The following is a 14,449-nucleotide window of genomic DNA, read 5'->3' on the forward strand; positions in this document are numbered from 1 at the left end:
TCCTGAACCCTAGGCCGCCCGGGTGAACACATCGTGGATGACCTGCCCGTCGCGGACTGTGCGCAGACACCGGGGCAGTGTCACCCCCTCCGCGAGGTTCGGCAGCGGCGGCACGCCCGCCCGCGGATCGGTCGACCAGCGCTGCACCCGCGAGTCCGGGGTCGCGACGACCAGGTCCGCGGCGTCCCAGATCGCGTAGTGCGCGGGAGCACCCGGGACCAGGCTGCCGGTGACGCCGTCGTTGACCCCGGCGGCGCGGTGTCCCGCACGGGTGTGGGCGGTGAAGGACGCGCGAGCGGACAACCCCGAGCCCGGGGTGCGGTGATAGGTCCCGGCGCGGACGGTGGCCCACGGGTCGACCGGCGTGACAGGGGCATCGGAGCCGAAGGCGAGCAGGAGCCCTTCGGCGGCCATGGCGGCGAAGGGGTTGAGTTTCGCGGCCCGCTCGGCACCGAGACGGTCGGTGTACATGCCGCGGGTGCCGCCCCATTCCGCGTCGAACTGCGGCTGGACCGACGCGACCACGCCCCAGCCCGCGAACGCCTTCGCCTGATCGATGTCGATCATCTCGACATGTTCGAGCCGGTGGTGCCGGGCGGCCAGCGCTCGGCGGCCGACGCCCTTCTCCGCGAGCCGGAAGCCTTCGACGACCTCGGCGACGGCGGCGTCGCCGATGACGTGGAAACCGGCCTGCAGTTCGGCCTCGGTGCAGGCGCTGATGTGCTCGGCGATGGCGGGGGCGTCCAGGTAGAGCGTCCCGGAGGCGCCGTGGGCGTCTGCGTACGGCTCGTGCAGGGCCGCCGTACGGGAGCCGAGCGCGCCGTCGACGAACAGGTCGCCCGCGACTCCCCTGGCGCCCAGCGCCCGGGCGGTGTCGGCCCCGCCGCGTTCACCCCAGTAGCCGACGACCTCCGGCAGTCCCGGTTCGGAGGCGAGCGCGAGCAAGTCGGTGAGGTCTTCGGCGCCGGAGATGTCCGGGCCCGCGCATTCGTGGACGCTGACGACTCCCCGCGCGGCGGCTTCGGCGAGGAAAGCGCGCTGGGCTTCGCGGCGCTGCCGCGGCGTGATCGCCTCACGCATCGCGGCACGCGCGAGATGGTGGGCTTCGCGGGTCAGCGGCCCGTCGGCCGACCAGCCCGATGCCTCATGCACGCCGGCGGCGAGCGCGACGAGGGCGCTGGACACGAGCGCGGAGTGGACATCGACCCGGCTCAGGTACACCGGGGTCCCGTTCGACGCCTCGTCGATCTCCGCGCGGCTGGGCAGCCTGCCCTCGGTCCAGCGGGATTCGTCCCACCCGTGCGCGACCAGCACCTGACCGGGCCGGACGGCGTCGCGGACCGCGGCCAGCAGTTCGCCGGCGCTGCGGATCCCCGCGAGATTCAGGCCGGTGAGGTGCAGGCCGGTCGCGGTGGCGTGGACGTGCGCGTCGACGAAGGCAGGGGCGACGAAGGCGCCGTCGAGGTCGACCACCTCGGCGTCGGGATGCAGCGCCTTGGCCGGGCCGTCCTGTCCCACCCAGACGACCGTGCCGTCGGTGATCGCCATGGCCGTGGCGTCGGGAGCCGAGGGGCTGTAGATGCGCCCGCCGAGCAGGAGCGTGGTTCGCGCGTTCGTCACCCTCCCGAGTTTGCAGCGTGCGGACGACCACGTGATCGGCGGGTCGGCATGATTTCGACACACCACCTGCAACGGGAATATTTACGCCGTCCGAACGATATGACAGGATATTTTCACGCGTTTCCGACGACGAGGAGTACAAGTGACTGCGATCCAGGAACCGACCTCGCCGGTGGCCGCCTACGATCAGCCCTACGACTACACCCGTGTCGAGCTGATCGAACCCGACTGGCGCCGCTTCCCCGGCTGGCACGACGTGACCGAGGCAGAGTGGCGTGACGCGCAGTGGCAGCGAGTGCACTGCATCCGCAACGCCAAGCAACTGCGCGCCCTCATGGGCGACCTGCTCGAGGAGCGCTTCTACGAGGACATGCTCGCCGACCAGCGCGAGATGGCCACGATGTCTATGCTGCTGCCGCCGCAGATGATCAACACCATGGCGCCCAACGCGGGCACGGACCCGGCGAAGGTGACCGAGGCCTGGTACGCCGACCCGATCCGCCGCTACATGCTCCCGGTGCGCAGCGACCGCGACACCGAGTGGCCGAGCCACCCGCACTCCGAACGCGACTCACTGCACGAGGCGGAGATGTGGGTCGTGGAGGGGCTGACGCACCGCTACCCCACCAAGGTCCTCGCCGAGATGATCTCCACCTGCCCCCAGTACTGCGGGCACTGCACCCGGATGGACCTCGTCGGCAACTCCACCGAGCAGGTCGAGAAGCACAAGCTCTCGCTCAAACCGGTGGACCGCCAGGACGCGATGATCGCGTACCTGAAGAAGACCCCCGGCGTGCGTGACGTCGTGGTCTCCGGCGGTGACGTCGCGAACGTGCCGTGGCCGCAGCTGGAGTCGTTCCTGATGCGGTTGATGGACATCGACACCGTCCGCGACATCCGGCTCGCGACCAAGGCGCTCGCCGCTCTGCCACAGCACTGGATCCAGCCGAAGGTGGTCGAGGGCCTCGAGCGCGTCGCCGGCACCGCCCAGCGCCGCGGCGTCAACCTCGCGATCCACACCCACGTCAACCACGCCCAGTCGGTCACCCCGATGGTCGCGGAAGCCGCCCGGACCGCGCTCGACGTCGGCGTCCGCGACGTGCGCAACCAGGGCGTGCTGATGAAGGGCGTCAACGCGACCCCCGCCGAACTGCTCGACCTGTGCTTCGCGCTGCAAGGCGAAGCGAACATCCTGCCGTACTACTTCTACATGTGCGACATGATCCCCAACGCCGAGCACTGGCGCGTTTCTGTGCACGAAGCACAGGAACTCCAGCACGCGATCATGGGCTATCTGCCCGGCTACGCCACCCCGCGGATCGTCTGCGACGTGCCTTATGTCGGCAAGCGCTGGGTGCACCAGCTCGCCGAGTACGACCGCGAGCTGGGGATCTCATACTGGACCAAGAACTACCTGACCAGCGTAGACAGGGAAAAAGTCGCCAACGCCGACGAGGCGCTTCAGCAGCGCTACCCCTACTACGACCCGATCACCACTCTCCCCGAGGCCGGCCAGCGCTGGTGGCGCGACCAGCCCCCGATGGCCTGACCGGTCAGCCCGTCAGGCAGGTCGTCGAGGGGGCGTTTGGGCTCATGTGCGAGCTTCAGTCGATTACTGACAATAGTTCTATTGCGGCCTGGTAGGGCCGTGGACCTGCAGTGAGAGTGCTGTCGCCGACGCGCACGTGCAGGGCGGCATGGGTGATACCTGCGGGTATCACCCACATTTTGTGCTGACAAGAACCAGGTGCCCTGTCGTGCTGCGACCGCCACTGTGAAATAGGGGTGGCTGCGCTCGTTGAGGTCGTGTTGATGGCATTCTGGCAGGGTGTCCAGGTCCTCGCGGTCCGGGATGGAACCCCGGTGTCCGATTCCCGGGGGGAACCTCAAACTTCTGCCGACGAATTTCGGCGTAGGACACTAGATTTCACCGAGCCACCGGCTACCTCACTGGTCAACGTGCATGCTGACTTCGTCTGCGGTGAGGTCGCGGGTTGCCCGTTGGCTTGCGAGGGCGCGTACCTGGTCGGTGGGAGCGCAGGGTTCGCAGATCCAGGTTCGGGTGGTGCCGTCGGTGTGCGCGCTGACGACGTGGCGGGCGTCTTGGCCGTAGACCAGGGTTTCCACTGTCGTTCCAAAGCCGCGGATCACGATGGGTTCGCGGTGGCCGGTGGTCTGCCAAAAACGGACGGTCTTGTCGCTTCCGGCGCTGGCCAGCCAGTGGCCGTCTCGGCTGAATGCCACGTCCCAGATCGCGCCTTGGTGGCCGAGTAGGACGATCGGCGGTGTCGCGGCGTTGGCGTCCCACACGCGGACGATGCCGTCGTCCCCACCGGCAGCCACCTTCGTCCCGTCGAAACTGAAAGCCGCGCTCCACATAACCCCACTCTGGTTGCCACGCAGCACGCGAAGCTGAGCACCCGTGATGGTGTCCCAAAGCCTAAGCGTGCCGTCCTCGCCCGTACTCGCCAGCCGTCGGCCGTCCGCGCTGAAGGTGACCCGCCGGACGGGCCCTTCGTGGCCCCGGAACGCCGTCGGCTCGGCGAATTTGTCCCCGACCCGCCACAGGCGGACCGTATGCTCCGGACCGCCACTGGCCACCAGTCGGCCATCAGGGCTTAGCGCGACACCCCAGGCATGGGGGCCACCCGGCAGAATCAGTCCAGCGCGGCCGTCAGTGGTGTCCCAGATCCGCACCGTCTTGTCCTGTCCGACGCTGGCGACCTGACGACCGTCGGAACTGATGGCGATACCGAGCACGGGCCCTTCGTGGCCACGCAGCACCTTGGATGTTCGGGCCGCAGGTGTGTTCCACAGTCGGATCGTGCCGTCGTAACCGCCACTGACCACAGTCTTCCCGTCCGGGGTCGTGGCGGCTCCCCACGTGGGGCCCTGGTGACCGGCCGGCAACGTGGTCATTCTCGATCCGGTGGGGTCCCAGAGGCGCAGGACGCCGTCACCGCCGACGCTGGCCAGTCGCTGGTTGTCGGGACTGAAGGCCACGCTGGTCACCGGACCGCGGTGTCCTCGTAGGACGAAGGGCTCCAAGAGCGCTCTCGCGTTCCACATCCGAACGGTTCCGTCGTTGCCGCCGGTGGCCACGTGGCGGCCATCGGGACTGAACGCGACGGTCTCGATGGTGCTGCTGTGGCTGTGCAGGACGGCGGGCGGTTGTTTGCCGTCGAGGGTCCAGATCCGGAGTGTGCCGTCCCTTCCTGCGCTGGCCAGCTTGAGGCTGTCCGGACTGAACGAAACGGAGGGAACATGGTATTCGTGACCACGCAGGACCTCCGGATCCGCAGGGTTCGCCGGATTCCAGATTCGGATCGTACCGTCGATCCCACCTGCCGCGAGCCGCTGACGGTCCGCACTGAAAGCCACGCTCAGTGCCCGTTCGTGTCCTCGCAGCACGAGTGGAACGCGGTCCTCCCTCGTCTGCCAGAGCCGGACCGTACCGTCGTCACCGGCGCTGGCCAGCCGCTGTCCGTCCGGGCTGAACGCCACCATGTTCACCTTGCGGTCGTGGCCGCGCAGCACCCGCTCCCGAATCCCGGTCTCGGTGTTCCACAAGGTTATCGAGCCGTCGTCGCCCGCGGCCGCGAGCAACCGGCCGTCGACGCTGAAGCCGATACTGGCAATCACGCCGTGGGCATTGGCCAGCACCGTCGGTTTGGTGCCCACGGTGTCCTGTGCCCGGTCCCAAACTCGGACCGTGCCGTCGTCACCGGCGGTGGCCACCCGGCGGCCGTCCGGGCCGAAGGCGACGCCATTGACGCGGCCCTGGCCGGTGAGATGCGCGGTTCTGACCCGCGACTCCGTCACGGCCTGACGTAGCACCGCCGAGGCGTCTTCGGTCGGCGTGGTGTCGAACGCCCTGATCGCCAGCAGCAACCCGAGTTCGGGATCCCGCTCCAGTTCCGCCCGCGCGGTGGTCACCAGCCTGCGATGGGAGGCGAGGTCCCGCTCTTTTTCGGCCTGTCCGGCCTGCACCACCGCCAGTCCGGCCAAGACGCTGACCACCACGAGCGCGGTGGCGAGTCCCGCCAACGTCGACCGCCGTCGACGGCGGCCGACGGCCCGCTCACGTCGTGTCGACTCCCGGCTCGCCGCCAGGAACGCGCGCTCCACGTTGTTGAGTCCGTTGTCGGAACAGTTGTCCCACGCGATCAGCCTGCCGCCGCGGTAGAGGAAGCCCGGTTCGCGCCCACACCGGTCCCAGTCCGCCGCCGAGTCGGTGAGCCGCCGGCGCAGGCGCAGCGATTCCCGGTCCTCGGTCAGCCAGTCGCGAAGCCGTGGCCAGGACCGGATGAGAGCTTCGTGGGTGATTTCCACGGAGTCGCGATCCAAGGTAAGCAGCCGCGCTCCGGCGAGCCCTTCCAGCACGATGGCCGTGTCGGGGTCATCGGTGTCGAGTTCACCGCGTGAGACGCGCCGTTTGGTGTCCGCGCTGCCCTCACCCAGCGCGGTGAGCCGCAGGAACAGCCCCTTGACCACGGCTCGCTGCCGCAGCTCGAAGGCGGCGTAGGCCGATTCGGCTGTCTGCGCCAGAGCGCCTTCGAATCCCCCGGACGCGTGGAAACCCGCCAGGGTCAAGGCATGACCACGACGTCGGCGCCACGTTTCGAGCAACGCGTGCGACAGCAACGGCAACACGCCGACCTCGCCGTCAGCGTGCGTGCACAGAGTGGCCAGCAGAGCGCTTTCCACAGAACATCCGGCACCCAGCGCGGGCTGGGTGATGGCGTCACGCAAGTCCTGCCCGGACATCGGCCCCACCAGCACCTGCTGTTCCTGCAGAACCGCCACCAACTCCGGAAACCGGCTGCAATGCCCGTAGAAGTCGGCCCGGATCCCCAGCACGACCCGCAGGCGACTGTTCTCGGCGGCGGTGGCGGTCACGAGCGCGTCGATGAACCGCGCACGTTCACGCGAGTCGCCACACAGCGTGAAGAGCTCCTCGAACTGGTCGACGACCAGCACAAGATCGGCCTCGTCCGGATGCCCGCCCAGCGTCAGCCGCACCAGCCGGTGCAAGGCACGGGGGTCACCCGCGAGTTCCTCGACCAGGAGACCCGGAGTGCTTCCGGAGAGGGCTGCGAGCTGGATCGCGCACTCCTCCATCGGATGCGCCCCGGGAGTCATCACCACGGCAGGACACGACCGACCCTCCGCCGACGTCCCCGCGTCGAGGGCAGGCAGCAGGCCCGCCCGCAACAGCGAGGTCTTCCCCGCCCCGGACGCCCCCACGACCGCGACCAGTCTGCTTCGTGACACCCGTCCGGCCACCCGCTCGATCAGCGCCCGCCGACCGAAGAACCGACCGGCGTCCGCCGTCTGGAAGGCGCTCAAACCGACATACGGCGCACTCCCGGCGACTTCGTCACGCTGGACTTCCGGCTCCGCGAGCTCCGCCGCCACCTCGTGCCAACGCCGCTCCCACTCCTCGACGTCCCCGTCGCAGGCCCGCACATACGCCGCCGTCACGGCCAGGCTGGGCAGCTTCCGGCCACCGGCCGCCGCAGACAACGCCGAGGCGGACACATGCGCTCGCGCCCCGAGCTCCCGATACGGCAGGCCGCCGGCCTTCTCCCGTAGCCGCCGCAGCTCCCCCGCGAACCGCAGCAGCACACCATCCCCGATGTCCAGCGGACGTTCCCCACGCGGCATGTCGACCACCCCCAGATGGTCATCGTGGTCGGGGGACGTTCGTTACGCGGTGTCGAAGCTCCGGCCATGCACGACATTAACCCGCCAGTCTCAAGGCCCATTCGAGGGACCGCTAGATGATTGACTTCGTCAAGATCGCGTGAAGCGAACCCTGCTCTGAGGTATGAGAGGGGTGTTCGAAGATCAATGTTTCACTAAAGACCTGAGCACCCTCGTGACCTCATTGTATGTCTTGGTTGACCATCACGTGATGCGCCCCGAACGGGTCATGGACGACGGCCACAGTTGACCGATAGTGAGCTGATCCGTTCGGAAGTGGCACAGGTGCTGCGGGGATTTCATCGGAAACACCGCGGAGTCCGGCACGTCCGTACCGATTTGGAGTTGCTGGATATGTTCCCGCAGACGCTGACACAGTCGGGCTACTGGCCAGTTGTTGCCTGTCGCAGTTCGACAACCTGTGGATCACCGACGGCACCGCGCCCCCTGCGGGATGTCACGGGAGACCGCGAAGCGGGCCGACCTCGCTGGCACACTGAATATGGTTACCGTGCGTCGCATTCGCGGTGCTTCTGGCACTGAATCTCATTCATGTCTGAGACCTTAAAACTAAAGCTTGGGTAACCTCCAAAAAGTTGGTCGCCACCAATAGAGAACCGTCCGGACTTCCGGCCATGGAGACTCCTGATCGCCGTTTTCTTCGAAGCTATCTATAGTCAAATCGATAGGCCGGAAACCGTCTTCTATCGTTTCATCGGAACGTGAGGGTCTAGAGTTCTTTCTTGAACGATCATCACAAGCGCCTGAATCTCGGTAATGGCACTGTGCATCTATGAGCGATGACTTGTTTGCGCCACCCTTATACCGTGGCCATCGGATCTGAATCGCATCGTCCTCCCAGAAGCATATTGGGCAGATAAGGTGCGAACCAGGCGAGTCATCATATACTAGATGGCCACAACATGGACAAGGGAAGAGGCTACTGTTACCCTTGTCCATCACGGCACCCACGCTCCAGGCTGTCTATCGAAGTAGGCTTGGTCTGCTTTATAGAAAGTGACAATTCCATTGTTTCCAGTAATACCGAACTCCCGACTGCTGGAGTCGAAATAATAGCGAGTACCGCCATTTTCTTTAATTTGCACACCGGGACGACGCCCAGTGCATGTGCACATCAAATCCCGGGCCGCGTAATCATACTCGGACTTCGTCTGATAACCCAGTTTTTCACCGTGCTTATCATAGTGAAAATCAAGGTTGCTACCGCTACTCCACTTGTCGCCTCCACACGGACCCGTGTTGTGAACCAGGACTGGGGCCTGACCCGCCAGCACATAGTACGTGTTGATGGAGTCAATGGTCAGATTGTGGACGCGCTGGGTTGCAGTCCACTTACGAACTGCGGCGACTTGGACGCTGGTTCCGGCGGAGGTTCGAAGGAGACTACCTGCCCGGAGTTGGCTTGCGGGAACCCAGGCATACAGGTCGGGCAACCAGAAGGGGTGGTTGTCGGTGGCGACGAGCGTGCCGGTTTGAGCACCGGCCTCACCGTCGGTGTCGACGGTGATCTCGACGAGGTTCTTCACGCCTTCGCTCGACGGTGTCGCGAGTATTGCGCGGGGCTCAGTTTGCCCGCTCTCCGGGTCGGTGGCCATGACCGTGTCCCCGGCCCGCAGATCCTCGATCGGTTTGTATGACCCATCACCCATCAGCACCAGCGTTCCGGGCACGAAACTGCACGTTTTTCGAAGTCGATTGAGTTTCACGAGATCACCAAAGGGAAGCAAACTCACGCCGGATAAAACCGCATCTCCTACGTTTCCCTCGGCGAGATAGACAATTGCATTGAGACTGTCCGCCATCTCGCCCAGGACCGGAATAAATCCGAGGACGTCGAGTACCTCGTGCGTGCTCTTCGGTTCCTCCGGGGCGCATAGTGGTTCATCGGAAAACTCTGTGCAATAGGCGGCTTTGATCGGCCCGAAATCAGCTCCCCGATGATGGCCACTCTCCACAGTCTGAAGATGCTGCCGCAGCTTGTCTCGTCTGAACTTCTGGTCCCCGTTGATCAGCCTGTCGCCGACGGTGCCCGGATACACCGGAGAGGTCTTCCCATTACGCCGAGTCGAACCAATACCACTGTTGATCCCATTGACCGCCTTGGGCGAACCGATTGAGGTTTTGCGGCCTCCTTCGTAGCTGATGCCGAACTGATTACCAAGGTCGTCCTCGCCTCCGACCATGTACAATCCGCTCGGGTCGGACTTGGTAACCGGGCTGTTGTTGGCGTAGCTGTAGCCCTGTGACTGCTGCGGATCGCCGGGATCCATGATCGGGTCTACCGAAATGAACCGCCCGACGGCCGGGTCGTACTCACGCGCACCGAGATGGGTCAGTCCGGTGGAGGCGTCTTGGGTCCCGCCGACGAATCCGCGCTCGCCCGGCCAGGCCGTGGGTGTCTCGCCGCGAGGACCACCGAACGGGAGTTGGCGACGGCGAGTGACCTCCATCGTGCCGCTGTCGACGGCGATCTGGGCGGTGGCCTGATGGTCGCCGGCCAGCCAGGTCAGTGTCGCACCCTGCCTGACCGCGATGGCTTTACCGCCATGGGTGTAGTAGCGGGTGGCGACAGGGTTACCCCCTCCGGCGGCCAGCCGTACTTCTTGATTACCCAATGTCAGAGTCGTGCCAGTGGGGTCCTTGCGCAGCAGCCGTGAACCGTCCGGGGTGTAGACGAAAGAAGTGGTTTGCCCGTTCTTCGTGACCGATGCCAGGTGTCCCTCGGCATCCCACGACAAGGTTTCGTCGATTCCGGCCGGGGTGCGGCTGGTGGTGTTTCCGGCGGCGTCGTAGCCGTAGGTCTCGGTACGGGCACCCGCACCGCTGGTCGTGACCGATCGCAACGTGTGCGGTTGCGCCTGGGCAGGATCGGGATAGCTGTAGGTGCGCTCGGTGTTCGAGGCGGCGGTGTGGTCGGTCTCCGACAGGCGGTTGCCGTCCTTGCCGTACCGGTAGGACTTCCAATACGGTGCCGGACCGCCGAGTTCACTCGCGTTGGGTTCCGCGCAATTGCCGGCGGGAGTCCATGCTTCGGTCAACCTCTGCAAATGGTCGTGGCGGAAGCACTGGTTGTCCGCCGGTCGACCGATCGCCTTGTCGGCGACGGACGTGATGTTACCTGCCGGGTCGTATGTGTAGTGGACGTCGGACTGCATGGGTGCCGGAGTCTCGGCGTCTACAATGGAGCGATCGAGCCGTCGGGTGTTGCTGTCATAGTAGTAGGACAGCCAGCTTCGTTTACTGCCGTGACCGAGCTGAATTCGCTCTGGCTCGCCGTATCGGGTGTAGTTGGTCCCGGTGACGAGTTCTACCGTGCCGTTGTAGGCGCCAGAACTCGTCAGGGGCCGGCCGGAGTCGTCGTGCGTGTAGTTGACCGTCTCCGGACCGAGATCGCCCGCGGCGGGGTAGGCCTCGCCGGACAAGCTGCCGTCGGGACCGTAACTGCCGTACCAGGTGTAGGTGCCGGCGAGCAATCCTTCGACGGCCGGGATGGTCCAGGATGTTTCGGTCGGCTGGTACAGCGATGTGTAGGAGAATACCTCTGCGGTGTAAGCATGTTCACCGACGAATCGGGTGCTCGACGCTAACTTTCCCTTGCCTGATCCGGCGGTGTCGTACACCCATTGCGTCAGCTTCGGCCCGTTGAGTGAGTCCTGGTGGGTCGCGGTCTTACGGCTCATCGAGTCATAGGCGACAGCGATCGTGGCACCACGGGCATCCCGCGTCGAGATGGCTCGATCGGCGTTGTCGTAGACGGCCGTTGACTGACCGCTGTCCGGATCGTCCGACTTGATCTTGCGGCCGCGTAGGTCGTGCTCGAACCGCCAGGTGGCCCCGCCAGGGCTGACTATCTCTGAGAGGTGGCCGGCCGGAGAGTATTCGTATCGGGTGGTGTCGTAGTCACCAGTCGGCGTGGGTGCGGAATACTGTCTCAACTCGGTGACCTGTCCCCGGCCGTCGGAGATCTGGGTGCTCGCCGTGCCACCCGGTGGCGGAGTCACATGAGTGCGGTCGCCTTCGTAGCCGGTTGTGGCGCGCCATTTCTCGTGGGCTCCGGCTTGGTACACCGATGCGGTCGGTCGACCGGCTCCGTCGTGTTCGATGCGGTTCAGGCCCGGCACTTCGGTGTCTGCGGCGACCCACAGTTCGGAGTCCACCTCCGCGTCGTTGAAGTACGGCTGGGTGGTTTTGTAGGTACGGCCCTGTGAGTCGTAGCGGGTGTCGGTGAGCAATCGGCCGCCGCCGACCGCGGGGGTCTGCACTTGACGTGGTCGAAGCATCCCATCGAAAAGGGTGCGATTACTGGTGTGGTTGCCGTTCGGGCCGACCTTGGAACTGACGATCGCGGTAGGACCGTCGTTGCGGACCGAGTACGAGAACTTCAGGCTCGGCTGCGGGTTGGTGCGCTTCAGCCGGTTGGGTAGCCACACCTCCGTCTTGCGCCCCAACGGATCGTAGGCGGTCTCGGTGAGCCGGTTGTTGGGGTCGGTGACCGAAACTATCTGACCGAAGGCCGGTTCTATGGCGGACACGGTGACGAGCCCGGCCGGAACGGCGGTGGTCGGCGGTGTTGTCACCGTCGTCTTGGTGACCGGGCCGCCGACCGCGGGGGTGAACGCGGTCCTGGTTGTGTTGCCCATCGGATCGGTGGCCTCGATGATCCGCCCGTGCACGTCATGGCGTGCGGATCCGGTGGTGGTGTAGACCGGACCGGCAGCGGGGCGACTCTCCGCGACTTCGGACTTGGTCAGGTTCCCGGCGGTGGGTGCCGCACCGGACGGTTTCCCGTCGTAGGAGCTGCGGATGTCGGAGATGGCGTGCTGAGGGAAATTCGGTGTGGTCGGACACGCGACAGCCACGGTTTCAGCCCTGGACACGAGGTTCAGCAGCCAGGTGTCGATGTTGCGGGCGTAGTAGGTCCGGGTGCATCGGTCGTCCGCGGTGGTGGCGAGGTCGCCCAGGTCGTTCACCGTGACGGGAAGCCCGCGATCGTCATAGCTCGTCTCAGCCTTGGTGATCCGCCAGCTGCCTGCTTTCAACGCGGTGTACACCCGTTGTGCGGCGGGCCGGACGATGTAGGCCTTGAAAGCTCCACGGGTGGCGGTGGGTCCCTGCCAGCCCGGTTCGGTGATCGTCTTGGTCACCTTGGGGGGATCCGGCTGGGAGGTCGGCGTTTCCCGTTCGAAGGTCGTGGATTCGACGCCACCCCCCAGCAACCAGTCGTGATCTGCCGTGACCTTCCCCTCCGAGTCGGTCAGCTTGACCGATCTGGTGCCGTTGGGGAGTTTGTCTCCGTCCATGCCACGGAAGAATCGTTGCTCTGACATGGTTTTCGGGCCGGATGGATCATGGTCGGCGCCGACCCGCACTCTGACCCGGCCGAACCCTCGGAACTCGTTCCAGGTCTTCTTGTCCTCCTTGCCGAACTCGGAGGTGTCCCAGTGCCACGCGGCGCCGTCGAGGTACTCGTAGCTGGTGACCTGCTGTGTGCTCTGTGACAGCCGGTCGGATTGCACCATGCGCGCCACCACGTACTTGTGGAAGTAGTCGGTGCGTTCGGCATGGTCCTTCTTGGCCCAGCGCACCGGGAAGCAGCGCATCGCGTTGGTTTCGGCGTTGGCAGGCATCGGCCCGCCGTGGACACACTCCACCGGGGCGTATTCCACCGAAGTAAAACCGCCGGTCTCGGAGATCACGCCGGTGATGCGGTATCGGTTCAGGGGGGCGACACCGTCGACCTGGTAGACGCGGTTGGCTCGCTTCTCCCCCTCGAAGGTCACCGCGGGCAAGGTGAGTGAACCGCCGACCAGGCCGGTGTGAGTGATGCTCTTCAACCACAGGGCGGCTTTCTCGCCGTCACCCGGGTCGGGATACTGCTGGTCGAGGGTCCAGCGATCCACGTCGGCGTACGACGATCCCCGCCACACCTTCGTGGTGACGCTCGCAAGTCGCTTCGTCGACCAGAAGCTCGGCGAGTAACGGTCTTTGCAGGTCGGTGTGTCGCAACGTTGGTCGAGTGGGGTGTCGGGCCAGTTCCCCTTCTGCTCAAAAGTGCAGTTGCTGCCAGGGAGACAACGGTCCGCGAGGGTGAAGTCCACCCGAGCGGTCGCCGGACCGGTGACGTTTTCGTTCAGACCGTATTCGACGCTGTGCAGCGTGCCACCACGGATGTAGGACACGGCGGTGTCCTTGAGGTTCATCCCGTAGGCGTTGGTCTCGGTGTCGTACTGGTAGCGCACCACGTTGCCGTGCCGGTCGATGACCTTGTCCAGGTTCCATCGCCACGCTTGGGTGCAGCGCGAGGTGTCGAAGGTTCCGCCGTGACACGGTTCGGCGTTGTCGTCACCGAACACGGGCACGGTCCACGTCGATTTGGACTCCGCTCGCGACCCGAAGAAGTACCGTGTCCCGTCGACCGCGGTGATCTTCCAGTGTTCACCGTCGTTGTCCCCGTTGGCGGCACCGGTCAGCCGTTCGATCCGGGCGCCGTTGTCATTCTTCGGGCGCCAGTTTCCGGTGACGTCGTCGCGGATCAGCATCCCGCCACCACCGTCGTAGGACGCGGTCGCGTTGTCACTGCGCCAGCACAGATCGCCGTTCTTCGGTGGCGTGGTGCCGCCGCCGGTGTCGTCACCGCAGCCGCCGTAGGCCCGCTCGACGAAGCCCGGCGACAGGTCCCAGCCGTCGCCGACCCACGATGGCTGGTTGTTGGTCACACTCGTATGACCATCCACAGTGGACGATCGATAGCCAAGAGCAAGCTTGGGCTCCAGCCCACCCGGCGATGGCGGCACCCGGAACGGGTAGGACCAGCTGAAGTCACCCGTCTGTTCCGAGACCGCCCACGAAGCCGAGGGCGACAGCGACGTCGCCGAGTGCGCACCGGACCCCTCCTTGTCGACAAGAGGATCCCGGTTCCCCCGCAACGCGTTGGCTGACGCGCCGTCCTGGGGTCGTCCGGTGGTGGTCTGCCGCACCACCTGTGTGGACTTCGTCTGTGGCAGGCCGACCGACGGTCCCGCTGCGCTGGCGACGGTGGTTCCGGCGACCGCCGGGACCACCGTGATGGCGAGGACGACGGCCATCGCCCGAGCGGTGGATC

At 65.7% G+C, this 14,449-nt stretch carries 5 protein-coding genes and 1 pseudogene; 2 read left to right on the forward strand and 4 right to left on the reverse strand.

Going from position 1 to position 14,449, the window contains the following annotated elements:
* Positions 1-9 precede the first annotated feature (9 nt).
* Positions 10-1,620 carry an amidohydrolase gene (locus tag ACZ6DT_RS15265; RefSeq protein ID WP_465594409.1) on the reverse strand — a complete coding sequence of 537 codons (1,611 nt, stop codon included), beginning with the start codon at positions 1,618-1,620 and terminating at the stop codon, positions 10-12.
* Between the two features lie 142 nt (positions 1,621-1,762).
* On the opposite strand from ACZ6DT_RS15265, the gene ACZ6DT_RS15270 reads away from it, so the two are divergent.
* A complete protein-coding gene (locus tag ACZ6DT_RS15270) occupies positions 1,763-3,169 on the forward strand; it encodes a KamA family radical SAM protein (protein WP_465594412.1) in 1,407 nt (468 codons plus the stop codon).
* 398 nt (positions 3,170-3,567) lie between these two features.
* Here the strand turns inward: ACZ6DT_RS15270 and ACZ6DT_RS15275 are convergent, their stop codons facing one another.
* The gene (locus ACZ6DT_RS15275; protein ID WP_465594415.1) at positions 3,568-7,287 is read right to left on the reverse strand and encodes a WD40 repeat domain-containing protein; all 3,720 of its coding nucleotides are present in this window, start codon (positions 7,285-7,287) and stop codon (positions 3,568-3,570) included.
* A gap of 163 nt (positions 7,288-7,450) precedes the next feature.
* Here ACZ6DT_RS15275 and ACZ6DT_RS15280 point away from each other — a divergent pair.
* A pseudogene (locus ACZ6DT_RS15280) lies at positions 7,451-7,863 on the forward strand (IS982 family transposase); the annotation flags it as partial.
* A gap of 33 nt (positions 7,864-7,896) precedes the next feature.
* Here ACZ6DT_RS15280 and ACZ6DT_RS15285 read toward each other — a convergent pair.
* Complete coding sequence (locus tag ACZ6DT_RS15285) at positions 7,897-8,286, reverse strand: CPCC family cysteine-rich protein (RefSeq protein WP_465594418.1); 390 nt, start codon at positions 8,284-8,286, stop codon at positions 7,897-7,899.
* Positions 8,286-14,432: an RHS repeat-associated core domain-containing protein gene (locus ACZ6DT_RS15290; protein ID WP_465594420.1), complete on the reverse strand. Its 6,147-nt coding sequence runs from the start codon at positions 14,430-14,432 to the stop codon at positions 8,286-8,288. Before ACZ6DT_RS15290 ends, ACZ6DT_RS15285 begins: the two co-directional genes overlap by 1 nt.
* Positions 14,433-14,449: the final 17 nt, after the last annotated feature.

This window comes from Amycolatopsis sp. NPDC041971 (genome assembly GCF_055588925.1).

Excerpts from the sequence above, each read along its gene's own strand:
- ACZ6DT_RS15275 (WP_465594415.1), bottom strand. The coding sequence starts at position 7,287 with ATGCCGCGTGGGGAACGTCCGCTGGACATCGGGGATGGTGTGCTGCTG.
- ACZ6DT_RS15285 (WP_465594418.1), bottom strand. The coding sequence starts at position 8,286 with ATGGACAAGGGTAACAGTAGCCTCTTCCCTTGTCCATGTTGTGGCCAT.
- ACZ6DT_RS15290 (WP_465594420.1), bottom strand. The coding sequence starts at position 14,432 with ATGGCCGTCGTCCTCGCCATCACGGTGGTCCCGGCGGTCGCCGGAACC.